This is a genomic window from Enterococcus termitis, from assembly GCF_001730305.1.
Taxonomy (GTDB): Bacteria; Bacillota; Bacilli; order Lactobacillales; family Enterococcaceae; genus Enterococcus_L; species Enterococcus_L termitis.
This window is the reverse complement of sequence record NZ_MIJY01000034.1, coordinates 43,115-66,478: the sequence shown is the minus strand read 5'-3', so window position 1 is coordinate 66,478 and position 23,364 is coordinate 43,115. Positions and strand designations below refer to the sequence as shown.

General features: G+C 37.7%; 16 protein-coding genes. All 16 read left to right on the top strand.

From position 1 onward, the window contains the following. Positions 1 to 139 precede the first annotated feature (139 nt). On the top strand, positions 140 to 2,392 hold the full coding sequence (locus tag BCR25_RS12705) for a helix-turn-helix domain-containing protein (protein ID WP_069663964.1): 2,253 nt from the start codon (positions 140 to 142) through the stop codon (positions 2,390 to 2,392). Positions 2,393 to 2,529: 137 nt separating this feature from the next. Next, positions 2,530 to 5,295 (top strand): glycoside hydrolase family 3 protein, encoded by a 2,766-nt coding sequence (locus BCR25_RS12700; RefSeq protein ID WP_069663963.1) that lies wholly within the window; start codon positions 2,530 to 2,532, stop codon positions 5,293 to 5,295. 27 nt (positions 5,296 to 5,322) lie between these two features. Further along, positions 5,323 to 7,683 carry a beta-glucosidase family protein gene (locus BCR25_RS12695; RefSeq protein WP_069663962.1) on the top strand — a complete coding sequence of 787 codons (2,361 nt, stop codon included), beginning with the start codon at positions 5,323 to 5,325 and terminating at the stop codon, positions 7,681 to 7,683. 248 nt (positions 7,684 to 7,931) lie between these two features. Then, on the top strand, positions 7,932 to 9,839 hold the full coding sequence (locus tag BCR25_RS12690) for a BglG family transcription antiterminator (RefSeq protein ID WP_069663961.1): 1,908 nt from the start codon (positions 7,932 to 7,934) through the stop codon (positions 9,837 to 9,839). Continuing rightward, positions 9,840 to 10,286 carry a PTS sugar transporter subunit IIA gene (locus BCR25_RS12685; protein WP_069663960.1) on the top strand — a complete coding sequence of 149 codons (447 nt, stop codon included), beginning with the start codon at positions 9,840 to 9,842 and terminating at the stop codon, positions 10,284 to 10,286. Between the two features lie 15 nt (positions 10,287 to 10,301). Beyond that, positions 10,302 to 10,625 carry a PTS fructose transporter subunit IIB gene (locus BCR25_RS12680; RefSeq protein ID WP_069664221.1) on the top strand — a complete coding sequence of 108 codons (324 nt, stop codon included), beginning with the start codon at positions 10,302 to 10,304 and terminating at the stop codon, positions 10,623 to 10,625. A gap of 15 nt (positions 10,626 to 10,640) precedes the next feature. Further along, positions 10,641 to 11,756, top strand: coding sequence for a PTS fructose transporter subunit IIC (locus BCR25_RS12675; RefSeq protein WP_069663959.1), 1,116 nt, complete (start codon positions 10,641 to 10,643; stop codon positions 11,754 to 11,756). Continuing rightward, positions 11,756 to 14,353 carry a glycoside hydrolase family 38 N-terminal domain-containing protein gene (locus tag BCR25_RS12670; RefSeq protein ID WP_069663958.1) on the top strand — a complete coding sequence of 866 codons (2,598 nt, stop codon included), beginning with the start codon at positions 11,756 to 11,758 and terminating at the stop codon, positions 14,351 to 14,353. Before BCR25_RS12675 ends, BCR25_RS12670 begins: the two co-directional genes overlap by 1 nt. 110 nt (positions 14,354 to 14,463) lie before the next feature. Next, complete coding sequence (locus BCR25_RS12665) at positions 14,464 to 15,681, top strand: RbtT/DalT/CsbX family MFS transporter (protein ID WP_069663957.1); 1,218 nt, start codon at positions 14,464 to 14,466, stop codon at positions 15,679 to 15,681. Positions 15,682 to 15,812: 131 nt separating this feature from the next. Continuing rightward, entirely contained in the window at positions 15,813 to 16,829 is a 1,017-nt protein-coding gene (locus BCR25_RS12660) for an NAD-dependent epimerase/dehydratase family protein (RefSeq protein WP_069663956.1), read from the top strand. Between the two features lie 4 nt (positions 16,830 to 16,833). Then, positions 16,834 to 17,826, top strand: a complete 993-nt coding sequence (locus BCR25_RS12655; protein WP_069663955.1) for a 3-oxoacyl-[acyl-carrier-protein] synthase III C-terminal domain-containing protein — start codon at positions 16,834 to 16,836, stop codon at positions 17,824 to 17,826. Beyond that, positions 17,823 to 18,665: an MBL fold metallo-hydrolase gene (locus tag BCR25_RS12650; protein ID WP_069663954.1), complete on the top strand. Its 843-nt coding sequence runs from the start codon at positions 17,823 to 17,825 to the stop codon at positions 18,663 to 18,665. Before BCR25_RS12655 ends, BCR25_RS12650 begins: the two co-directional genes overlap by 4 nt. Beyond that, the gene (locus BCR25_RS12645) at positions 18,646 to 19,986 is read left to right on the top strand and encodes a F390 synthetase-related protein (RefSeq protein ID WP_169819020.1); all 1,341 of its coding nucleotides are present in this window, start codon (positions 18,646 to 18,648) and stop codon (positions 19,984 to 19,986) included. Before BCR25_RS12650 ends, BCR25_RS12645 begins: the two co-directional genes overlap by 20 nt. A gap of 3 nt (positions 19,987 to 19,989) precedes the next feature. Beyond that, positions 19,990 to 21,111 (top strand): ATP-grasp domain-containing protein, encoded by a 1,122-nt coding sequence (locus BCR25_RS12640; RefSeq protein ID WP_069663953.1) that lies wholly within the window; start codon positions 19,990 to 19,992, stop codon positions 21,109 to 21,111. Beyond that, complete coding sequence (locus tag BCR25_RS12635; protein ID WP_069663952.1) at positions 21,104 to 22,219, top strand: hypothetical protein; 1,116 nt, start codon at positions 21,104 to 21,106, stop codon at positions 22,217 to 22,219. The genes BCR25_RS12640 and BCR25_RS12635 overlap by 8 nt, the downstream gene beginning before the upstream one ends. Positions 22,220 to 22,313: 94 nt before the next feature. Continuing rightward, positions 22,314 to 23,285 (top strand): diaminopimelate dehydrogenase, encoded by a 972-nt coding sequence (locus tag BCR25_RS12630; RefSeq protein ID WP_069663951.1) that lies wholly within the window; start codon positions 22,314 to 22,316, stop codon positions 23,283 to 23,285. Positions 23,286 to 23,364 lie beyond the last annotated feature (79 nt).

Here is a 23,364-nt window from a genome sequence, read left to right as displayed (position 1 = left end):
GCGTTTATTCAGTTTTTAAAGGGATGAGAGATAACTCGAAGAGTTATGCCTCATTCCTTTTTTTATTGACTTTTATCTGATAGCGCTTATAGTATAATGTGATTGAAGAAATCTACTAAAAACAATAGAGGTGCATAAAATGCAGTTGAATCAGTCAGCTTCGCCAGCAATCGTTGAAACGATTGAAAAAACAGAGTTTCACGTAAATGAAAAGACTAAAATTCTGTTTGTGTTATCTGGTACATTGGAAGTCTTGACCGAAGGAAAAATGATTCATTTACAAACGGGTGAGATCTATCTTGTAAATGCGGGAGAAGTCGTTTGCTATATTGGAAAAGAACATAATCTCACCATGAGTGTTCAGCTGATCTTATTGCCATTAGAACAAAGGAAAGAAAAATTCAAGCTTTCGCGGCCTCTTTCTCCAACCTATAATGAAAGCTTGTATGATAAATTGACACAATGTTTAGCATCTATTTTTGTAGAAGGTGCGCAGCGAAAAGAAGGCTTCACTTACATTATCGATGGCTTTATTCAACGATTAGTAGGTCTTTTGCTTCGATATGTTCCAAGGGAAACAGCTGAAGTAAATCCAGAAAATATTGCTATTTCAGACAAAACTTCAGCGATTATCGATTATATCAATGACCATTACCAAGAAAATTTAACACTGGGAAAACTGGCAGAAACTTTCTTTATCAGCAAATACTATCTAGCTCACTTATTCAAAAAGCAGCTGGGGATTTCCATTGGTCAATATTTACAAGAAATTCGTTTGTTGAATAGTGTCAGAATGCTGGAATTAACAAATAAAAGTATACTGGACATTGCTTTACAAAATGGCTTTCCGACCAGTCGTTCGTTTAATGAAGCATTTAAAAAGAAAAATGGCATTACCCCTCAAGTCTTTCGTAAACTGCATCATGAGCAATGGAAGGAATCAGAGCCGGTGATTGAGGGCGATCAAGCAATCATTAAACTACTTACCCCATATATTTCTGAAACAGACTTAATAAGTACCGCTTTGAAACGAACCCATGTGATCCATCGTTCAGTAGATATGAGAGAAATAAAAGCCCAGCTGAAAAAAATTTGGCATGTTGTAAAAGTGAGAGAAGAAAATTTGGCAGCATTTTTACCACTCGTCAAAAAACAAATTGGGTTTCAATATGTAGCTGTCCAGCAATTAGTAGAAAAATTTGATTTATCAGCTGAAGTGGATAGCTGGGAAACAAGTTTTAATAAAGTAGAACGCATACTTAAGCAAATTTTAGATGCAGGTATGGTTCCGTATTTACAGATTGGAGCGGCAGATTACGATCGATTTAAACAAATAACAGGTAAGCAGCAACAGGAGTTTTATACACTTTTCCAAGCCTTTGTTTATTTTTTAGATGCTGCTTTTCCAGAAAACGATCAATGGGTGATCGAATTTCGTTGTTTTTACGAATTTACAGATAAAGGAGAATTGTGTGAACCGATCCGAATGCTGATTCCTTTATTTAGCAGTATAGAGAAAGTGTTGATTCATTTTCCTACTCATCCATTGGAAACCAGACATTATGATGCTAAGGTTTCTGGAGAAAAAAAAGTGTTCAGCATCGATGATATGACATCTGTAAAACCAATAGGTCTAGGAACTGCACTTGCCAGTTTGGCTGAACAGAAATATTTAAAAATCATTGAAAAGAATGAAAATATGATTTGGCAAAGTATCATTTTAAAACGAATGACTGAGCTGGAGCAAGATGACTATTACCAACAGTTTCCTCAGCTGATTTATGCGAATTTAATGATTTGGACGTTTTTTAATGATTTCGATTATCAAACTGACTTTTATCAGCCCGTTTCTCTAGACGGTGAAAAACTATTTACGTATTTTCCTGAAGAATTGGCAAATAAACTGGCATTAGTGTCACCAAGAGGAGTCATCAGAGACAGTTGGTTTACCTATCTTTTTTCTCATTCGTTATATTCAGATGTTGTTTTTAAAAATGAATATTGCTGTATCACGAAGAAAAATGATAATTATCGGATTTTAGCAATCTATCCAGAAAACCAGGTAGTGGATTTAGCAAATCGCTGGGATGTAGAAGGAGAATCAACGTATCATCAACAGCCGATGATTTCTTTACATTTTCAGTTAAAGGGATTGAATGGACAATATCAGATTGAAAAGCAAGAATTAACACCAGAAGTCAAACGACAGCAAAAAGAGTACATGGATTATCAAGAAGACGTGATATTGTCTTGGGAAGATGTAACGCTGATCAATCAGTTCATGCAGCCAAAAAGAAGTATGAAAAGGCTGGATGTATCGGAAGATTACCAACTGGATGTAGCTGTCCCTTTACTGGGAATCATGATGATTGATTTAAAAAAAATAAAATAAATAGGTGAAAAATTGCTATTTTAGAAATGAGGTTTCTTCTAAAATAGCAATTTATTGTTTATTTCAAACAATTAATCGACCGACAAAATGAAAGCGCTGTTTTATGATTGATATAGATTTTTGAGGAGGGGCTATTTATGAAAGAGTGGATACAAGCAAGAAAAGTACGAAAAAAGAAAATCGTTGCTGAAGTGAAAAAAGATCGAATACAGTTAAAAGAAGAAAAAGCTGCCATCAAGACATTACCACAAGCAGAGCAAGAAGCGGCTAAGCAAGCATTGAAGCAGAAACAAAAAGCTAAGAAAATCGAGTACAAAGAACAGCTGCAGATAACAGACAAGGCTCAAAAGAAACAATTAAAGAAAGAACATAGATTATATAAAAAAATCAAAAATAGACCACGACGTGGGATCATTTGGTCCGTCATTGTCTTGGCAATACTTACAATCGTTGTAAAAGTTGGACCGACAGTAAAAGATATGACTGAAACAATGTCGGGTAAGGGCATCGAACTGGCAGAGGATTCAAAAGCTTCAAGCCAAGCTAGGTCAGATGGAGAAAAAGTATCTGAAAAAATTGCTGATGAAGGCATCGTATTATTAAAAAATGAACAGCAATCATTACCGTTAGCTGATAAAAAAGTCAACGTGTTTGGCGTGTCATCCTTTGGCTTTAGGTATGGTGGCGGCGGTTCCGGTGGTTCAGATACTTCTAGAGCGATTTCTTTGTATGACGGTCTTGAAGAAGCAGGACTAGCGTATAACAAGGACTTATATGATTTTTATATGGAACGACCTGAGGTGAAAGATACAACAGGAAAAAGCGATACAGGGTTAATGGCGATTGCAAAAATGATGGTGTCAAAAGAGGATGGCGATGAGCCTGAAATCGATTATTTGACGAAAGATATCGTAAAACAAGCAACTGACTATTCACAAAATGCAGTGATCGTTTTGGCTAGTGCAGGAGTAGAAAGCAGTGATATGGATCAATCTCAGTTGAAATTGACTGAAAATAAAAAAGCGTTGATTAAACAAGTGGCGGAAAATTTTGAAAATGTCACAATTGTCATCAATTCAGGGAATACTTTAGAATTAGGCTATTTAGAAGAATTTCCAACGATTCGGTCGATTGTTTGGGTCGGAACACCTGGTCCATACGGCACACGCTCATTGGGTAATGTTTTAGCAGGGAAAATAAATCCTTCCGGTCGACTAACTGATACCTATGCATATCAAATTGATTCTGCACCGGCTAGTGAAAATTTTGGCAGCTATAAATACGATAATTTAGACAAGCACTTTGTCAACTATCAAGAAGGAATTTATATTGGCTATCGTTTCTATGAAACATTTTATGAGCAAAACGAAGCAGGGTATGAAAAAGCCGTTCAATTCCCATACGGCTATGGCCTAAGTTATACAAACTTCGATTGGAAACTCGTCGATACCAAAATGAACGAAAAAACGATCTCGTTGGACGTTGAAGTGACAAATATTGGTGAATCAGCAGGAAAAGATGTTCTGCAACTGTACTTTTCAGCACCTTATACAAAAAATGGCATAGAAAAATCAGCGATCGAACTTGGCGCATACGGAAAAACAAAACTATTGAAACCAAATGAAAAAGAAATAGTTACCCTAACTTTTTCAACAAATGATATGGCTTCTTATGATATGAATGATAAAGAAGCGTATGTTCTAGAAGAAGGAACTTACAAGATCAAATTAGGCAAAAATGTTCATGATATTACAGAAACTGTTGAGTATCACAATCCAAAAGAAATAGTGATCAAAGAAGATGCCCAAACAGGTACACAAATCCAAAATCAGTTCGAGAAAAATGCGAATGAACAGACCTATCTATCTCGTAATGACTGGGAAAAAACGTATCCATCAGATGATAATTTAAATTATACGGCGCCAACATTTGTTTTAGATGAAGTGAATAAACAACGGACTGATTCTAAAATGACAATGCCAAAATTCGAACAAGAAAATGGCATCAAGCTTGAAGATCTAAAAGACTTAAGCTATGATGATCCAAAATGGGATGATTTCTTAGCACAATTCTCAGTAGAAGAATTAATGGATTTTTACACACAAGGAGCATATAAAACAAATGCTGTTGAACGTTTAGGTGTGCCTGCAACAGTTCTTTTAGACGGTCCTGCTGGGATCAACTTCTTCTTTAAGCCAGTTAAAGCAGCAGCCTACCCAACAGAAATTGTGATTGCTTCGACTTGGAATGATCAGTTGGCCTATGAGTGGGGACAATCAGTCGGAAAAGAAGCACGTGCTATGGGCGTTCATGGTTGGTATGCGCCAGCGATGAATATCCACCGTACAGCACAAGGCGGACGTAATTTTGAGTATTTCTCTGAAGACCCGTTATTGTCTGGAAAAATGGCTGCCTCTGTTACCAAGGGTTCTCAAGATCAAGGCGTGATCGTCTTTATCAAACATTTTGCTATGAATGATCAAGAAACAAATGCTCGTTCAGGTTTATACGTTTGGGCAAATGAGCAAGCCATGCGTGAGCTTCATTTAAAACCGTTTGAAATTGCCGTAAAAGAAGGCGGAACATATGGTGCAATGTCTAGTTTCAGCTTCTTAAACGGACAATGGGCTGGAGCCAATTCAACTTTATTAAATGATGTTTTACGTAAAGAATGGGGCTTTGAAGGAATTGTATCTAGCGATGCAGTATTCGGTTTCATGCATGCAGATGATGCGGTTGTTTCAGGGAATGATCTAATGCTTGATATCATGTCAAAAACGGCCAATAAAAAGAGATTGAAACAAGCCTATAAAAAAGATCAATCCGGCATTGCAAATGGCTTAAAAACAAGTGCTCACAATGCCTTGTATGCCATTTTGCAAACATATATATTTGAAAAATAACGTTTCAATAGAGATAAGGGAGAAAAAATGAAATACAAAACATTGATCGAAAAAATGACATTGGCGGAGAAAGCTTCGCTGATGTCAGGTGAAAATTTTTGGAATACAAAAGCGATTGAACGGTTAGGTGTCCCTTCGATCATGTTGACGGATGGTCCTCATGGATTGCGCAAACAAGCTGGAAAAGCAGACCATTTAGGTTTGAATAAAAGTGTCGCTGCAACGTGTTATCCTACTGCAGCTACGCTTGCCAACAGCTGGGATAGAGAATTGATTGCTGAAATGGGCACTTATTTGGCAAAAGAATGTATCAGCGAAGATGTAAATGTCATCTTAGGACCAGGATTAAATATTAAGCGCAATCCGCTTGGTGGACGTAACTTTGAGTATTTTTCTGAAGATCCTTATTTAACAGGCGAATTAGCTGCAGCGATGGTTCAAGGAATCCAGTCTCAAGGGGTAGGAGCCTGTGCCAAACATTTTGCTGTGAACAGCCAAGAGCATATGCGGATGACGATCGATGAAATCGTTGATGAGCGTTCATTGAGAGAAATCTATTTAGAGGGCTTCCGTAAAGTAATTACTCAAAGTCAGCCAAAAGTCATTATGTCTTCTTATAATAAAGTGAACGGTACTTTTGCCAATGAGAACCAACATTTGATGAATGATATTTTATATGATGAATGGCAATACAAAGGAGTCATGGTCACGGATTGGGGCGGCAATAACGATCGGGTAGCTGGCTTAAAAGCAAAAAATCAACTTGAAATGCCATCAACAAACGGAATTACAGATCAAGAAATTATCACAGCAGTTGAAAATGGTCAGTTAGAAGAGTCCATAGTTGACGATGCTGTCGATCATTTATTGGAGCTGATTTTTACAAGTCAAGCAATCAACGATAAGCAGATTTCGATCGATTACGAAGTGCATCATGAAAAAGCAGTTGAAATTGCCAAGCAATCGATCGTTTTACTAAAAAATGATGCAGGAATCTTACCGATCGCAGACCAGAGAAAAGTGGCAGTTATTGGCGAATTTGCTGCTAAGCCACGATATCAAGGTGCTGGTAGTTCGTTGATCAACCCAACAAAATTACCAAATGCGTTAGAAGTACTGCAACATTCTTCGATCAATATCTCTGGCTATGCGCAAGGATTTAAACGAATGGGCGGCAAGATTAATGGGCTGCTTCAAGAAGCAGTACGATTAGCGGAACATGCAGAAACAGTTCTTCTATTCGTCGGCTTAGATGAAAGTAGTGAAGCAGAGGGTGTAGACCGCAAGAATCTGCGATTGCCTGAAAATCAACTGGCAGTAATTGAAGCTGTTACGAAAGTCAATCCAAATGTTGTCGTCATTATTGCTGGTGGCGGTGTGATTGAGATGCCATTTGCACAAAAAGTGAAAGGAATACTGCATACGTATTTGCCAGGACAGGGCGGGGCAGAGGCACTGCGAGAAATTTTGACTGGAAACGAGAATCCTAGTGGAAAAACAAGTGAAACCTTTCCGTTGCATTATGAAGATACGCCTTCCGCTCCATTTTATCCTGGAAAAGAAGCAACAGCTGAACACCGTGAAGGACTGTTTATCGGATATCGCTACTTTACCACAGTAGAAAAACCAGTTCTATTTCCTTTCGGTTATGGCTTATCTTACACTACCTTTGAATACCAAAATCTTATAATCGATGGAGCAACCGTTTCTTTTGATGTGACAAACACTGGTGAGATAGCGGGAAAAGAAATTGCACAGCTCTACATCGAGAAAAAAGACACACAGATTTTTAGAGCAAAAAAAGAACTAAAGGATTTCCAAAAAGTTTATCTAAAACCGGGTGAAACGAAAACTATTACATTTGAATTGGACCCGCATGATTTTGAGTATTTCGGTATTAAAGAAAATTCTTGGCAAACTGAAGCGGGGCAATACGACATTCAAATCGGTTCATCGGTCGAAGCGATTCATTTGAATGAAACGATCACGATCGATGGAAAGCAAGTGATAGACGAATATACGCCAAATGAGTTTCCAGATTATTTTGCTGGTAAGGTACAACAAGTGACGGATCACGAGTTCAAGGAATTGTTAGGTTATCAGCCACCGGAAAAATTATGGGATCCCCAAAAACCATTAGGAATGAATGATACGATCGCTCAGGCGCGTTATAAACATTGGCTAGGAAAGGCCACATACGGTTTAGTCGCCATTATCAGAGACGGCTTTATGCTATTTAAAAATCCGATTTGGTCGAATAATATGTATTTTGTTATTAATATGCCGTTTCGTCAGATTGAACGTTTTACAGGAGGAAAAATCAGTAACAAAATGGTAAAACGCTATCTGAAAATTATTAATAAAGAAAAGCGCAACATTAATAAATAGAACAAAATTATTTTTATAAAAGTGAGGAGCGAAAATCGTAAAAAGATTTTCACTCCTCACTTTTATTGTTGGTTTAGAAGAACGGTGAAGATTTTTGATACCCATTAAAAACGGTTCAATGCTATAATTCAAAGGTAAATTCTAAAGGCATTCCCCACTTTTTACAGGATATAATCCTGTAAAAGAAAGGGTTTTCCTGAAAGCGATTTAAACTTATGATAGGTATGTAGAAAGGATAGTGAACTGAAATGGTATTGGAAAGACGAGAACAAGAAATCTTAAATCTCTTGTTGAAAAACGAATTGATGACCATCTCGCAAATTGCTGAAGCACTGCATTTATCCAATAAAACAATTTCACAATCTTTAAAAAATATTGACCACTATTTTGAAGGAAGTAGTGTTTCGCTTATTCGTAAACCCAAAGTTGGCATTTCTTTAATGGGAAATCTAGAAGAAATAAAAAAACAAATGCGGTCATCTGTTAAACAGACGATTCCAACGAGTAAAGAGGAACGTGTTCAATATCTTTGCTTTGAGATACTAAAAAAATCAGGTTATTTTACGAGACAAGATCTACAAGAGACATTGTATATCGGTAAAACAACACTGGAAAAAGATATGATGAAAGTCAGTGAAATCTTTTCATTATTCCATGTGACGATTGAATGGATTCCAGGTAAAGGCTCGTTTCTTAATCTGATGGAACAAGAAAAACGAAAACTGGCTGTCGATCTGATTTATTACTTTTGGGGGCAAAACTGGCAGGTAGTAAAAACGGAGCATTCGTTTGTTCATACGATCGATGGCATTCCTGATTTTGCGAGTGATGTAGTCAATTTAGATTTGTTAAAGCAGATCGATGAAATCGTTCAGCGTTATTTATCCAATAGGCAGCAAAAACTGAGTGATATGAGTTATCATTCGTTGTTACTCCATTTATTGATAGCGGTTGAACGAATTAAAGAAGGAAAGTTCATAGAAAAAGCGCCAATCGAAAAAGAATTTGTTTTAACACAAGATATACACCTGTTAGTAAGAGAACTGGAACAAAGCTTTGCGATCGATTTACCTCTTTCAGAAATTCAGTTTATTCAAATTCATTTATCACTTGATGAACAAACAACGATAAGGCCAGTAAAAGACGCAATGAACGATGACCTAATCCGTAAAAGTATCAAAGAGACGATCACTGCATATGACGAAGCGGCGTTGATTGGCTTAGTTGCTCATATCAAAGCGGTAATTGAACGGATTCGTTATGGCCTCCCAGTGGTGAATCCATTCTTATTAGATGTCAAACAGAGCTTTCCAATTTCTTTTGAAGAGGCTATTCAGTTGAAGCAACAGCTGGAAAAAGTATTTACACTGGTGATCCCAGAAGATGAAGTCGCTTATCTAGCCGTCCATATTCAAGCATTCAAAGAACGTGAGAAAGAAGAAAATACCTACAAGACAAAGGTTTTACTTGTTTGCAGCAGTGGCAAGGGAACATCTCAACTATTAGCGGCAAGATTAAGAAGAACCTTTCCAAAAATCGATATTTCCCGAATTCTTTCTATACAAGAGTTAGCGAATACAAAAGTGACGGAGGATCTGGTCTTATCAACGGTCAATTTAACAATGAAAAATCAGCCGATCGTCTATGTATCACCAGTTTTAAGCCTAGCAGATCAACAAAAAATCAATCGATTTTTAAAAGAACATGAAGCAACAGCTGTCCGCACAAAAGAATTTTCTCAATTAATTCATTCGGAACTGATTTTTTTAGAGCAATCCCTGCCAACGGTTAAAGCAGTCATAAGATTTATTGGCGAACAGCTCAGCCTAAAAGGATATGCTAAGAAAGCGATCATTCAATCGGCAATCGAGCGAGAAACATTGTCGTTCACGTCATTTGGAAAATTTGCTACACCTCATGGTTCACCAGAGCAGGTATTAAAATCAGCAATCGTTTTTGTACGATTGAAGGAAGAAATCAAGTGGGGCAATGAAAAAGTCAAATACATTTTCTTTATTTGCATCAAAGATGAAACACCTGAAGAGTTGGAGCTAGTTTACGACAACTTACTTGAAATCATCGATAACGGTGACCGAGGCTATTTAGCTAAAGGAAATAAAAAACAACTACTAAGTTATTTGAAAGAAGGATCATAGATGAACGTTGCGCAAGTCATAGATATAGAACAAGTTTTAATTGATTTAGAGGGAACGACCCAGCTGGAAGTTATTGAACAATTAGCGGACTGCTTGGACAAAAAAGGCGTTCTCTCAAATAAAGCAGGATATATTCAAGCCGTTTTAGAACGCGAGAAGCACTCAACCACAGGAGTCGGTAACGGCATTGCAATCCCTCATGGCAAAAGTAGTGAGGTAACAGAAGCAGCTATTGCTTATGCTAAGTTAAAGGAACCAGTCGAATGGGCTGCCCTTGACGATCAGTCAGTGTCGATCGTTATTATGTTAGCGATACCAGATGGTGAAAAGGGCGAAACACATCTACGTTTATTGTCAGAAATTGCGGTAAAGCTGATGGATGATGATCTCGTTGAAGCATTAAAAATAGAGAATGACCGAGTTAAAATAATCAACTATTTAGGATAAGGGAGGAAACAAATGATGAAAAGAAAAATTATTGCTGTAACTGCTTGTGCAACAGGTGTCGCTCATACGTATATGGCAGCACAAGCCTTAAAAAAAGGAGCAAAAAGTTTAGGAGATATGATCAAAGTTGAAACCCAAGGGGCGACAGGAATCGAAAATGAATTGACAGAAAAAGACGTAGCAATCGGTGAAGTTGTAATCTTTGCAGTTGATACAAAAGTGCGTAATGAAGAACGTTTTGCGGGGAAAAAGATTCTAAAGGTACCAGTAGCAGCACCTATCAAAAATGCAGAAAAAATTATTCAAGAAGCGTTAGCGTTAGTTGATGAAGAGAAGTAGTAGGGGGAAATAGAAATGAAAAAAATTGCAACTGATATTAAAAATCATGTGTTGACAGGGATTTCTTATATGATTCCATTAGTAATCGCTGGAGCTGTAATCATGGCGATTTCTCGGGTTGGCGGTTCGCTTTATGGAATCACTGATATATGGGATGATTCATATGCTGAAAGTGCAAATGGTCTTATTCGTCTACTTCATAGTATTGATGGTTTTGGTGGAACAGCTTTAGGATTGATGTTTCCAGTTATTGCCGCATTTATTGCGTATTCTATCGTAGATAAATTAGGGATTGCTCCTGGTTTAGTGGGAGGAATGCTGGTAAAAGACATCAATGCCGGCTTTTTAGGCGCGATCGCAGCGGGTTTGATTGCAGGGTATGTCTGTCTATGGATTCGTAATCATGTCAAATTACCAAAATCGATGGCTTCAGTGGTACCAGTATTCTTGATTCCAGTTTTAGGGACATTAATAACTGTGCTTGTCATTAATTATATTATCGGTGTACCGTTTGCAGCACTGAATACAGGTCTTGAAAATTGGTTGAACAGTTTAAGCGGTGGTAATCAAATTTTAATGGCGGCGATTGTTGGCGGTATGGTTGGCTTTGATTTAGGTGGTCCTGTCAATAAGGCAGCTGTGACAACGGCCATGGCTTTATTGACCAGCGGAGTTTATGCACCGAATACAGCTGCACAAGTAGCGATTATCATTCCACCGATTGGCTTGGGCTTAGCAACTGTTTTTGCAAAGAAAAAATACAATACAGAGCTGAAAGAAGCAGGCAAATCGTCAATTATTATGGGATTAGTCGGAATCAGTGAAGGAGCGATTCCATTTGCAGTTGAAAGTCCGTTGAAAGTAATTCCTTCAACTGTGATCGGTTCAGCGATTGGTTCGGCAATGGCAGTTGGACTTGGTGCAGTCAATCAAGCACCAATCAGCGGATTTTACGGCTGGTTCACAGTAGAGAAATGGCCGATTTATATCTTATCTATTGCAATAGGTTCATTGTTTGTGGCTGTGAGCAGTGCTCTTTTAAGAGATAAAAACGCTGGTATTGAAGAGGTTTCTTCTGATCTTGAAGACGATTTCGATGAAGCAGCATGGGAAGAAGAGTGGCAAAGTTAATGACAAATGTACACATTGTAAATCATACTCATTGGGATCGTGAATGGTATTTTACATCGATGGATGCACTGGTTTTAAGTGATCAATTATTCACTGATGTGATTACTGAGCTGCAAAAAAATCCAGAGGCAAGTTTTGTATTGGATGGACAGTTATCGATTTTAGATGACTACTTAGAGTTATATCCGGAAAAATTAACAGAAATTCAAGCCTTGATTGCAGCAAAACAGCTATTTATTGGTCCGTGGTTCACTCAAACAGATGCCTTTTTCACATCGGGTGAGTCTGTTTTAAGAAATGCGATGATCGGTATGTATGAAAGTAAAAAATACGGAGAAATCATGCCAATCGGTTACTTACCGGATACCTTCGGTTTTAATGCACAAATCCCAGTTATTTTGAACGAAGCTGGGTTAGAAAATATCATTTTATGGCGCGGGGTTCATTTAGGCGAACATGTCCAATCTCCTTATTTTAAATGGGAAAGTTTGGGTGGGAGCCAAAGCTTGTATGCTCTGAATTTTCCGCAAGGCTATGGAACGGGCATGTTGCTTGAACCAACCGTTGATTATGTGGAGGGGCGTTTAGATAAAGCGGTTGATTTTATTAAACAATACACAGACTCTTCTGAAATCATGATTCCTTCCGGAAATGATCAATTAGGAATCATTGGTGATTTTAGCGAAAAAGTGGCACAGATCAATACCTTGGGCAAATATAACTATCAAGTCAGCTCGTACCAAGAGTTTTTAGAATTGATGAAAGAAATGGATTTAGAAACCTATCGAGGCGAATTTCGTTCACCGGTATTAGCGCGAGTGCATAAGACGATCGGTTCTGTACGAATGGATTTAAAACAAGGAATCTTTCATTTAGAACATAAATTGCTTCGTGAAACAGAGCCACTGATGGTCATTGCACATCAATTAGGAATTGATTTAAGTAATAGACTCCTTTTAAAAGCTTGGAAAAAATTACTAGAGTGTCAAGCGCACGATAGTTTAGCTGGCTGTGTTTCAGACGCAGTTGCTGAAGATATCGCTCATCGATTGAAAGAAGCAGACGAAATTTGTGATAGTATTGAAAATATTGTTTTAAAAAGGATCGCAGAAGCGTTGGATTTAACAGAGCAAGAGTTCATAGTTGTCAATCCTTCACCGATGACGTTTCATGGTCAAAAGATCGTTAAGCTTCTTTCACCAGTAAAAGAAATCAATGTAGCAGGCTGTTCAGCTGTTGTTTTAGAAGCGGAATATATTGATAGTCGAGAAAATGTATTAGAGGAAACGCCAGCAGGTAATCGTTTCATTACAGAACAAGGTTACTACATTTTGACGGTGGCTATTACTTGTGAACTGCCTGGACTAGGCTATAAAGTCTTTTCATTTGAAGAAGGAATCAATGACAGCGGATTGATTCAGACGAAGAAGCAGCAGATTGTTATGGGAGAATATCAGCTTTCTTTTGTAGATGGTCAGGTTCATTATCAAGATCGTAAGCAGCAACTAAATAACTTTATTTCTCTTGTAGATGATGGAAATGCCGGTGATACGTATGATTTTTCACCACTTTTAAATGATCGAGAAATTGATTTTTCATTTACAGAATGCTTCTGTGAGCAAGGACCATTGTTGAGCCGAATGCATCTGACTGGTTCGATAAAATTGCCATACGACTTGCAAAAACGAAGCGAACATATTGCAGATACAGACTTTAACTATCGATTAACGTTAACATTGAACCTTGAAGGTGAAGTGACCGGAAAATTAAGCTTTAAAAACACTGTTCTCAATCATCGTCTACGATTAAAAATCAATCTAACGAATGAAATCAAACATGCTTTGTCTGCTATTCCATATGGTTTTATTCAAAAAGAAAATCAGGACTTGTCAGACTGGGAAACAGTTTACTCTGAAATGCCGGTAAATATTGAACCATTTGAAAAAATGGTAACTGCGTTTACGAAACAAGCTGCTTGCACCCTGTTTACGCATGATAGCAAAGAGTATGAATATCGTCGTTCTGAACTGCTGATCACCTTATTGGCTACAACTGATTCTTTAGGGAAACCAGATTTACTTTATCGTCCAGGACGTGCTTCTGGTGACACTACGAAAAAAGGGCATATTATGATGGCAACGCCACTAGCCCAGCTTAAAGATCAGCAAATGAACGTTACATTTGTTATAAAAATGAATCATACAGATGTGTCAGAACAAGAGCTTGCTCAGTGGCGTGGGGAAAAAGAACAGCCGACCATTAGTTACCAACGGCAAAATTTGAACTTTTTTGTCTATCGAATCGATAATAAAATTCAAAAAAGAGTCAGACCTTTAGCCCTCAATCAACGAGTGTTCAGCATACTTTCATTTGATAAACAGCCGGATGCAATGGTCAGCAGTATTCATCGGTCTTATTATCAAAACGGTTTTATTGTTCGTTTTGAAAACCCGACTGCTGCAGCAATAGAATTGGATTTATCCGTTCTGTTTCCAGGGATGACACCTATCAGAGTGAATGCAGTCGAAGAAGTCCAGCCATTTTCTGGATTGATACCAGCTTATGGTGTTGCTAGTTATTTCGTCTCTGAACAATAAAATCGTTTTACGGAAATATGAATAGATTTTGACAGATCAAAACAAGAGAGTGTCTGGGCAATGGAAATGTCCTGCACTCTTTCGTTATTTAGAGTAAAGGAGCGTGTCTGATGGTTGAAAAAATCACACGAGTAATCGGGATTCCTCAACGTTTATTTTTTGGATATATTGGATTGATATTTTTTATGCTGGGGGCAGGCATCGAAACGAGCTGGTTTTCTGCTTATTTGGTTTCATCGGGATATGAACTTCAGTTGGTTTCACTGATTTTTAGTTTTTATGGTTTATTTGTTGCTGTTTTTTCTTGGTTGACAAGCTTTTTCGTCAATGCTTTTTCCGTACGGAAAGTAATGTTCGTAGGCGTATTGATATATGTGTTTAGTACTTTGCTGCTGATTGCTGGACTTATTCAAAAGACATTTCTTGTAATAGCACTTGCTTATATGTTAAGAGGAGCGTCTTATCCACTTTTTGCCTATGCCTTTTTAATTTGGGTAACGCTTAGAACGGGATTTGATCGTTTAGGAACAGCGACATCATGGTTTTGGTTTAGCTTTAATTTGGGAATGACGATTCTTAGTCCGATTTTGTCCTCTTTTTTACTAAAGCTTACGCAACCTGTTTGGATCTTGGTTTTAGGTCTTGGGATGGCAGTAATTGGCGGTGTGTTTGCTTTGAGGTTGAATCGTGATCAGTTGCCGGAACAAGCTGAAGAAAAAAGTGTTTTACAAGAAATGAAAGAGGGAATCACGATTCTATTTGACTGTCCTAGACTGGTGATCGGTCTAATCGTTAAAGCAATTAATAATATTGGCCAGTTTGGTTTTGTGATAATGATGCCGATTTTTCTTGTCGATCACCACTATTCGTTGACTCAATGGGGTGGGATTTGGGCAGCGACATATATAGTTAATGCCTTTGCTGGTATTCTATTTGGTCATTTGGGTGATCGCTATGGCTGGCGTAAAATCGTCAGTTATTTCGGCGGGACATTGACAGGAGTGGCTTGTTTGTTGATCGGCGGAGTGGTCTATTATTTTCCGGGAAATGTAGGATTGCTTATGCTGGCTTTTGTGGTTTTTTCGTTGGGAATTGCAGCTTTTGGTCCTTTATCAGCATTGATTCCAGCGATCGTGCCAGAGAAAAAGACAACGGCGATCTCGGTCTTGAATCTTGGTTCAGGATTGAGCAATTTTTTGGGACCTGTTTTAGTAACGCTTCTTTTTCAAAGATTTGGCGGCTTTGTGGTCTTGTTTAGTTTTGCAGTACTTTACTTTTTCGCTAGTATTTTAACAGTTTTTTTAAAACGACCAGAAGAGCTTGTTTAAGCTAAAAGTCAGGTGAAATTCTGTAAGAATTTCATCTGACTTTTTTGTTTATCGATCATGCTGATTTATCTATGATAAAATAGAGAGTATTCCTGTTGAAAAAGAGTTAAAGGAAGAGTAAGGAGGATCATGTGAGAGAAAAAATAATCGTTACGGGAGCAACTGGATTTCTTGGGCATTATGTTATACAAGAATTAGTTGCTCAAAACTACGAGGTAATCGCAGTTGGTAGAAATAAAAAACAATTAGTCTTTTTGGAAGAGAAATATGGAATTACCCCTTTAATACTAGATTTAAGCGATCGAGAGCAAGTCTTTAATTTATGGCCGGAAGGGGCGGCAGCTTGTCTACACTGTGCTGCTTTATCGACTATTTATGGTCCTTATGAAGAGTTTTACCAAGCAAACGTCGAAGCGACAAAAACGGTCGTAGAAGCTTCAATTGCTAAACAGGTCGGACGCTTTGTCTTTGTTTCATCTCCAAGTATTTATGCGAAATGTAAGGATGATTTTAATATCAAAGAGCTTGATTTAATGCAAGAGGCACCAGCTGGACCCTATTTAAATTATTATATACAAACAAAAATCGAAGCAGAGCAGCTACTTTATCGTTACCAAGAAGAAATTGTGCTTGTGATTGTTCGTCCAAGAGGATTATTCGGCATCGGTGATACGAGTATTTTCCCCAGACTGATGGCAGTCAATAAAAAAATCGGTATTCCGTTATTTCGTAAAGGACAAGGAAATATTATGGATATGACTTGTGTAGAAAATGTTGCGTATGCTTTGAGGCTTTGCATTGAAGTAAATGGGATTCGAGGAAGTATTTTCAATATTACTAATGATGAGCCTGTACCATTCAAATCACTGATCGAACGTATCTTTCAGTATTTAGGTGAAGAAGTTCGTTATAGGAATTTTAATGAACAGTTTATTTATAAGACCGCAGGAATACTGGAACGTGTTCATTATGCATTAAGATTAAAAAAAGAACCACTTTTGACACGTTATACTGTAAGTATTCTAGCCTACAGTCAAACACTTGATATTAGCGCTGCAAAAGAAAAGCTAGGCTATCAGCCGATCATGACGATGGATGAAGGAATTCAAAAATATATAACAGATTATAAAAAGAAAATGGATAGGTGAAAAGATGAAATTTACAATTGTTGGGTCAGGCCGTTATTTGCCTGAAAGAGTTATTTTATCAACAGAAATCGATCAACGTTTCGGTTTGAAAGCAGGTGAAACACAGCGAAGAACGGGTATTGCTAAACGTCATTTTTATGATGAAGGAACTTCAAAACTAGCTAAAAAAGCAATCATTATAGCGTTAAAAGATGCTCAGATGTCTTATCAGGAGTTAGATCTTTTGATTTGTGCTTCTGGCACTTTTGAACAGCCGATTCCCTGTACAGCTAGTTTGATTGCGGAGCATTTTTTAGAGGAAAAACATCCGATTCCTTGTTTTGATGTGAATGCAACTTGTTTAAGTTTTATTAGTGCTTGTGAAGTTGCACAGGCATTTATTGCTTCTGGCAATTATAAAAATATTTTAGTTGTTTCAGCAGAGGCAGGAGATGATGCATTAGATCCGAATGAATTTGAAAGCAGTGCCTTGATTGGGAATGCCAGTGCTGCGTTCATTTTTTCTACGGAAGAACAGCCAAAAGCAAAATATGACGTTGAGCTTTTAGGTGCTAAGTTTATGACTTATCCTGAATATGCACATAGTGCGGAAATCAAGGCTGGTGGAAGCGCGGATTTTATTCCGGAAAACATGCAAGATCGTTATTTTCATATGGATGGCTTTGAGCTGATTAAAGCGATGCGCCGTAAACTACCTGAATTTTTAAGTAGTCTTTTATCTGATGCTAAAATAGGTATTGAAGAAATTGATTTTCTCGTTCCGCATCAAGCCAGTGGACCTGGAATGAAAATAGCTGCTCGTCTTGCCAAATTTTCAAAGGAACAAATGGTTGATATTATTGAAGAAACAGGCAATACTATTGCCGCGTCAATTCCTTTTACCTTTGACTATTTATTAAAACAAGAAGAAAATTTTCAAGAAAAAGTAGTATTACTTTTAGGAACGGGAGCAGGAATGTCGATCGGTGGTCAGCTATTAAGGATCAATCGTCGATGATTACGCACATTAAGGTAATCAAGACTGGAAAAGCGATGCAGCGGCCCTTTTTGACACGATCGGGCGGATCATTCAAAAAACAGGAATATCCAATCACTTGTATCGAATTGGAGCATACGACTGCTGGCAAAATTCTGATCGATACAGGATATGGTGATCAGTTTCTCTCTCGACTAAAACCAGTACCTAAACTCATTTATGGTCAATTATTTATTGAAAAAGAAAAACAAAAAATAGATCAAAAACAGCATGTAAAATCAACATATGATTGGTTGATTTTATCTCATTTTCATCCCGATCATATCGGCGGTTTATCTGAAGTGACCTATAATCAGCTTATGCTGTCAAAAGCGCTCAATGACTTGATCGAGCAAGCGCGTCTGCTTCAATTGCGTCAGGGTTTCTTTAAAGAATTAGTACCAAAAACACTGGGAAATTCAAGTTATTTTGAGGATGAAAGAACCATTGAATGTCCTGATTTAAAACTAAAAGGCTATGACCTTTTTGGAGATCAAAGTATTTTAGCAATTCCGATGTTTGGACATGCATTGGGGCAATATATTTTTTATCTACAAACGATTCAAGGACCAGTTTTATTGGCGATGGATGTGGCTTGGCATATAGAAACGATCACAGATAAACTATTGCCGAAAAAAGTGACAAAACTGATTGTCCACGATTTTAAAGAAATGCAGCGAAATATTGAGTGTTTGGCTCAGCTTCATCAACGAAAGCCTGAATTGCCGATTTTCTTATCTCATTGCCAAAATTCAATAACTCAGCTTCTCGAATGGGATCATAAAAATGGAGGTGCCGTTGTTGACTATCAAGAAAATTAGGATATTCTTACAAACCTATATTGAGTTAAGTTATCAAGACTTTTTAAGTAAAAAAATGCCGCAAAGATTTCGTCGGTATCAAGAAAAACGGTTGAAAAAACACCTAAACAAAGTTGTCCCCCAGTCCTCATTTTATAGTCGCTTTATAAACTATAATGGAGTAATCAATCATCGCGAATTTCCTATTATGGATAAAGCTGTGATGATGAGAGCGTTCGATGAATTAAACACAAAACAAATTTCATTGAAACAAGCGAAAGAAGTGGCATTGCACGCTGAGGAAAACAGAGATTTTGCACCTAAAATCGGTTCAGTTTCTGTTGGCCTTTCTTCTGGAACAACAGGCAATCAAGGGGTCTTTTTAGTTAGCGATGAAGAAACTATCCAATGGTCTGCTGCGATGATGAAAAAAGCAATCGATCGCCGTAAGTTTAAAGGAGAAAAAATTGTGATTGCCTTTTTTATGCGAGCCAATAATAATTTATATGAAACGATCAATCAAGGAAAAATTCAGTTACACTTTTTTGATTTGCTGAAACCAGTCAATGAACATTTGGCTCAACTAGAGCATTTAAAACCCAATGTGATAGTTGCGCAGCCCTCCATGTTGCGCATGATTGCTGATTTTTATACCAGTCATCGTTTAGATTATCCGCTAAAAGAAGTGTTCAGCATCGCAGAGGTTTTAGAAGAAGTTGATCGGACGTATATCGAAAATAGCTTGTCTTGTCATTTAAAAGAGATCTATCAAGCAACCGAAGGCTTTTTAGGAATCAGTTGTCATCATGGAACACTGCATTTAAACGAGGATATTGTGTTTATCGAAAAAGAATATCTGACAGATTCGTCTGATCGCTTTGTACCAATTATTACGGACTTGTATCGAACGACACAGCCGTTGATTCGTTATCGGCATACGGATATATTGGTGGAGCGTAAAACACCTTGTCCTTGTGGTAGTTCTTTTACTGCTTTGGAAAAGATCGAGGGTCGAGAGGATGACTGTTTTATTTTTGGTACAAAAGCGTCTGAAGTGGTTGTGTTTCCAGATTTTATTCGTTATGCGATTACACGAGCTAGTGACGAAATCAAGCAATTCCAATGTATACAGCAGACAGCAGAGCAGATCACTGTGAAACTTGAGCTTTCATCAGAAGCCGAAAAACAGCAAATTATTCAAAGGGTCGTCCAACAAGTAAACGAGTTGATACCTCCTGAAAAACAACCAATGGTTCATATTAACGTGGAAACTGGTACATGGGATTACGAACAAGATAAAAAGATGCGCCGTGTGATCTCTAATGTGAAAAGAGGTGGATGATCGATGAGAATCGTATTGACCGGTGGGCGTTCTCCCTTAGCTCTTTTCATTGGAAAAAAATTGAAGCAACAAGGGCACGATATTTATATGCTGGAACATATCACACCAACATTTGCGACCTATTCGACAATCTTCACGAAAGTTGAAATCATTGCTCCGCCAGCAACGCAGTGGGAAACCTTTCGGATAGATGTTTTGTCTTTTATTGAGAATTATCACATTGATCTATTACTGCCAGTGAATGAAGAAACCCTTTATTATGGGGTTTTACAAGATGAAATACGTAAAAGCGGGACACGTTTTTTGTTTGGGTCTCAAAAACTGCTGAACATACTTCATCACAAATTAGATTTTATCCAGTGGTGTGAACAAATTGGCTTAGCTGTTCCAAAAAGTGAAGTCTATCAAGGGCAAGAGGTGGATTTCTCAAAGCAACTACTCAAACCTATTTATTCTCGCTTTGGGCAATCGGTTATAACATCGAAAGACGAGCTTTCCGCAAATAAGACGATTGAAGACATGATTGTCCAAGAAAAAATTGAAGGGCAGCAGATTTGTGTCTCGCTTATGTTAAAAGAAGGAAACGTAATTTCAGCTGTTACTTATGATACAAATTTAGGAATCGAAAATTTTGCTAGTATCACCTTTAGGCGTTTTGAACACCCTAAATTAACTACTATCATAAACACTTTAAGTCGAAATTTAGGTGATAATGGTTTTTTCAGTTTTGATTTTATGTTTGACGGAGAGAATTTTTATCCCATAGAGTGCAATCCTCGCTTAACTTTTGGCCTTGTTCTAGATAGCGAACGAATCATCAACGGTCTTATTGCCCAAGGTAATAAAAATACAACTAAGACAGCTACATCTTATGGCATCAAACTTCTTTGGCTAGGCAAAATTGTTACAAAAAAGGATTGGCGCAACACCTATCCAGCATACTTAAAATCAAAAGATGTTTTGAAAGAAGCATTTGAATGGCGGACATGGTTGATGCTGCCTTGGGTACTGGGAACTTATCTGTTTAAGGCTCAAAAAAATAAACGTAGTATCACCGATTTTGTGGTCTATGATATTTCATATCCTTCTGTTCAAAAGGATGAAAAGGAGAACGTCAATGAGTGAAGTCCGTTTATATTCAAAAGCAGATTTTTCAGAATGCCGGTTGACGAACCATCCTTTATACAGCTATATTCAAGTGTTTTTCAGTCAGGAACTTTCAGAGTTGGTCGAAAATAGTACGAATGGTACTTGTTATGCTTTAGAAGTTGGGCAAAAGCTTTGCTTGGTGGTCGTGGCGCAATTTCAAGAAGGACAAACCTATCCTACCTCTTTGAGAGCACAATATTTAGATTATGCACAAGAAGAGCTGGCTTTGACTGGTATAAAAGGAAAAAGACTGTTATCAGGAGCTTTCCAGTTGTTGAAACGTATTGTACCAAAAACGATCGATGAAGTCGTTTATGTAGGAAATTATTTATTATCGACCAATCTCTTTCAACCCTTTACCACTGAAGAACTACAAAAAATTGAAGCTTTATTGCAACGACGTTTTCCTACTAAAACAATTGTTTATCGCTCACAAAATAGTTGCTTAAATCAGCAATTGATGGAAAACCTAAGTGCATTGAACTATCAGTCCTTTATCTCAAGACAGGTTTTTATTGCTCATCAATCACAAGTGATTCAGCAGAAAAAAACGTTTAAAAAAGATCGTAAGCTGGCAAAAGATACCACATTCAATATCCGCACAAATTTTGACGTAACAAACTATAGTGAACGGATTATTGAACTGTATACGCAATTATATATTTCAAAATATTCTCAAATCAATCCTAGATATACACCAGCATTTATCGAAGCAATGAAAACTGTTCAAAATACGTCTTTTACAGGAGTGTTTGATGAAGAAAACTTGATTGGCGTGACGATGAGTTGGGAATTGGATGGGACATTGACTGTGCCGATTTTGGGATATGATTTAAGCTATCCCAAAGAAAGCGGGATTTATCGGCTGTTAACGTATTATACGCTGCTTCGTGTGAACGATGAACAACTTTTTCATATGAGTTCGGGTGTTGGTCCCTTCAAACTATCAAGAGGAGCCGAGTATTTTCCAGAATACATTTACTACAAACGGCCAGCTTCTGCAAAAGAGCGCCGATTATCATTTTGGTTATTACAAAAAGTGAATACTATTTTAACTCGTATGAGTAATAAGCGAGCGTATTGATACTAAAAAAACAGACCTAAATTTCATAAGAGTCATTGTCAGAGAATCTTTTCTTTTGTTATAATTTATTTCATAGAAGTGGAGGAATGTAAGTATGATTAAAGTAGCAATTATCGGGTACGGGAACCTGGGACGTGGTGTGGAGCGTTCAATCAAACAAAATAAAGATATGGAATTAATCGGTGTCTTTACTAGAAGAGCACCTGAAACAGTCCAGACAGAAGGGGCGAAGGCCTTTACGATGGACGAATTAAAGGGAAAAAAAGGGGCAATCGATGTTTGCATTTTATGCGGCGGTTCGGCAACAGATCTGCCGACACAAACCCCTGAATGGACACGATTATTTAATACAATCGATAGTTTTGACACACATGCAAAAATCCCTGAGCATTTTGCTAAAGTGGACCAAGCAGCCAAAGAAGGGCAAACCACATCAATTATCTCAACTGGCTGGGACCCAGGCTTATTCAGTTTAAATCGTTTGTATGCACAAAGTATTTTACCAGTCGGTGAAACAAATACATTTTGGGGTAAAGGCGTCAGTCAAGGACATTCAGATGCATTAAGACGTATTGAAGGTGTGATCGATGCAGTGCAATATACGATTCCAAATAATGAAGTGATCGATAAGCTTAAAGCAGGAGAGAAACTGGAGCTAACAACAAGAGACAAGCATTTTAGAGAGTGCTTTGTTGTGTTGGAAGAAGGAACAAATGCAGAGAAAATCCGCGCAGAAATTGTTTCAATGCCCAATTATTTTGCCGACTATGATACCGAAGTTCATTTTATTACTCAAGCTGAACTAGATAAAGAGCATAAAGCGATGCCGCATGGCGGAACAGTTCTGCATACAGGTACCACTCATGAAAATACAAAACAAGTAATCGAGTATAATCTACAACTAGAAAGCAATCCAGAATTTACAGCAAGTGTGCTAGTTGCATATGCAAGAGCGTGTGTACGTTTAGCGGAAGAAAAACAATACGGTGCGTATACAGTGTTAGATATTCCACCGAAGTATTTATCTCCTAAATCTGATGAAGCATTAAGAAAAGAATTATTGTAAAAAAGTGGAGGCTGGGGCAAAAGCGTAGCGCAACAGTTGCTTCTGCTTCCACCGTTTATTCAAATTACAAGTGACTGGG

What these genes read in the sequence shown, in the direction of transcription:
- BCR25_RS12680 (WP_069664221.1), top strand. Translation starts at nt 10,302, where the DNA reads ATGAAAAGAAAAATTATTGCTGTAACTGCTTGTGCAACAGGTGTCGCT.
- BCR25_RS12705 (WP_069663964.1), top strand. Translation starts at nt 140, where the DNA reads ATGCAGTTGAATCAGTCAGCTTCGCCAGCAATCGTTGAAACGATTGAA.
- BCR25_RS12690 (WP_069663961.1), top strand. Translation starts at nt 7,932, where the DNA reads ATGGTATTGGAAAGACGAGAACAAGAAATCTTAAATCTCTTGTTGAAA.
- BCR25_RS12670 (WP_069663958.1), top strand. Translation starts at nt 11,756, where the DNA reads ATGACAAATGTACACATTGTAAATCATACTCATTGGGATCGTGAATGG.
- BCR25_RS12640 (WP_069663953.1), top strand. Translation starts at nt 19,990, where the DNA reads ATGAGAATCGTATTGACCGGTGGGCGTTCTCCCTTAGCTCTTTTCATT.
- BCR25_RS12635 (WP_069663952.1), top strand. Translation starts at nt 21,104, where the DNA reads ATGAGTGAAGTCCGTTTATATTCAAAAGCAGATTTTTCAGAATGCCGG.
- BCR25_RS12655 (WP_069663955.1), top strand. Translation starts at nt 16,834, where the DNA reads ATGAAATTTACAATTGTTGGGTCAGGCCGTTATTTGCCTGAAAGAGTT.
- BCR25_RS12700 (WP_069663963.1), top strand. Translation starts at nt 2,530, where the DNA reads ATGAAAGAGTGGATACAAGCAAGAAAAGTACGAAAAAAGAAAATCGTT.
- BCR25_RS12695 (WP_069663962.1), top strand. Translation starts at nt 5,323, where the DNA reads ATGAAATACAAAACATTGATCGAAAAAATGACATTGGCGGAGAAAGCT.
- BCR25_RS12685 (WP_069663960.1), top strand. Translation starts at nt 9,840, where the DNA reads ATGAACGTTGCGCAAGTCATAGATATAGAACAAGTTTTAATTGATTTA.
- BCR25_RS12650 (WP_069663954.1), top strand. Translation starts at nt 17,823, where the DNA reads ATGATTACGCACATTAAGGTAATCAAGACTGGAAAAGCGATGCAGCGG.
- BCR25_RS12630 (WP_069663951.1), top strand. Translation starts at nt 22,314, where the DNA reads ATGATTAAAGTAGCAATTATCGGGTACGGGAACCTGGGACGTGGTGTG.
- BCR25_RS12675 (WP_069663959.1), top strand. Translation starts at nt 10,641, where the DNA reads ATGAAAAAAATTGCAACTGATATTAAAAATCATGTGTTGACAGGGATT.
- BCR25_RS12665 (WP_069663957.1), top strand. Translation starts at nt 14,464, where the DNA reads ATGGTTGAAAAAATCACACGAGTAATCGGGATTCCTCAACGTTTATTT.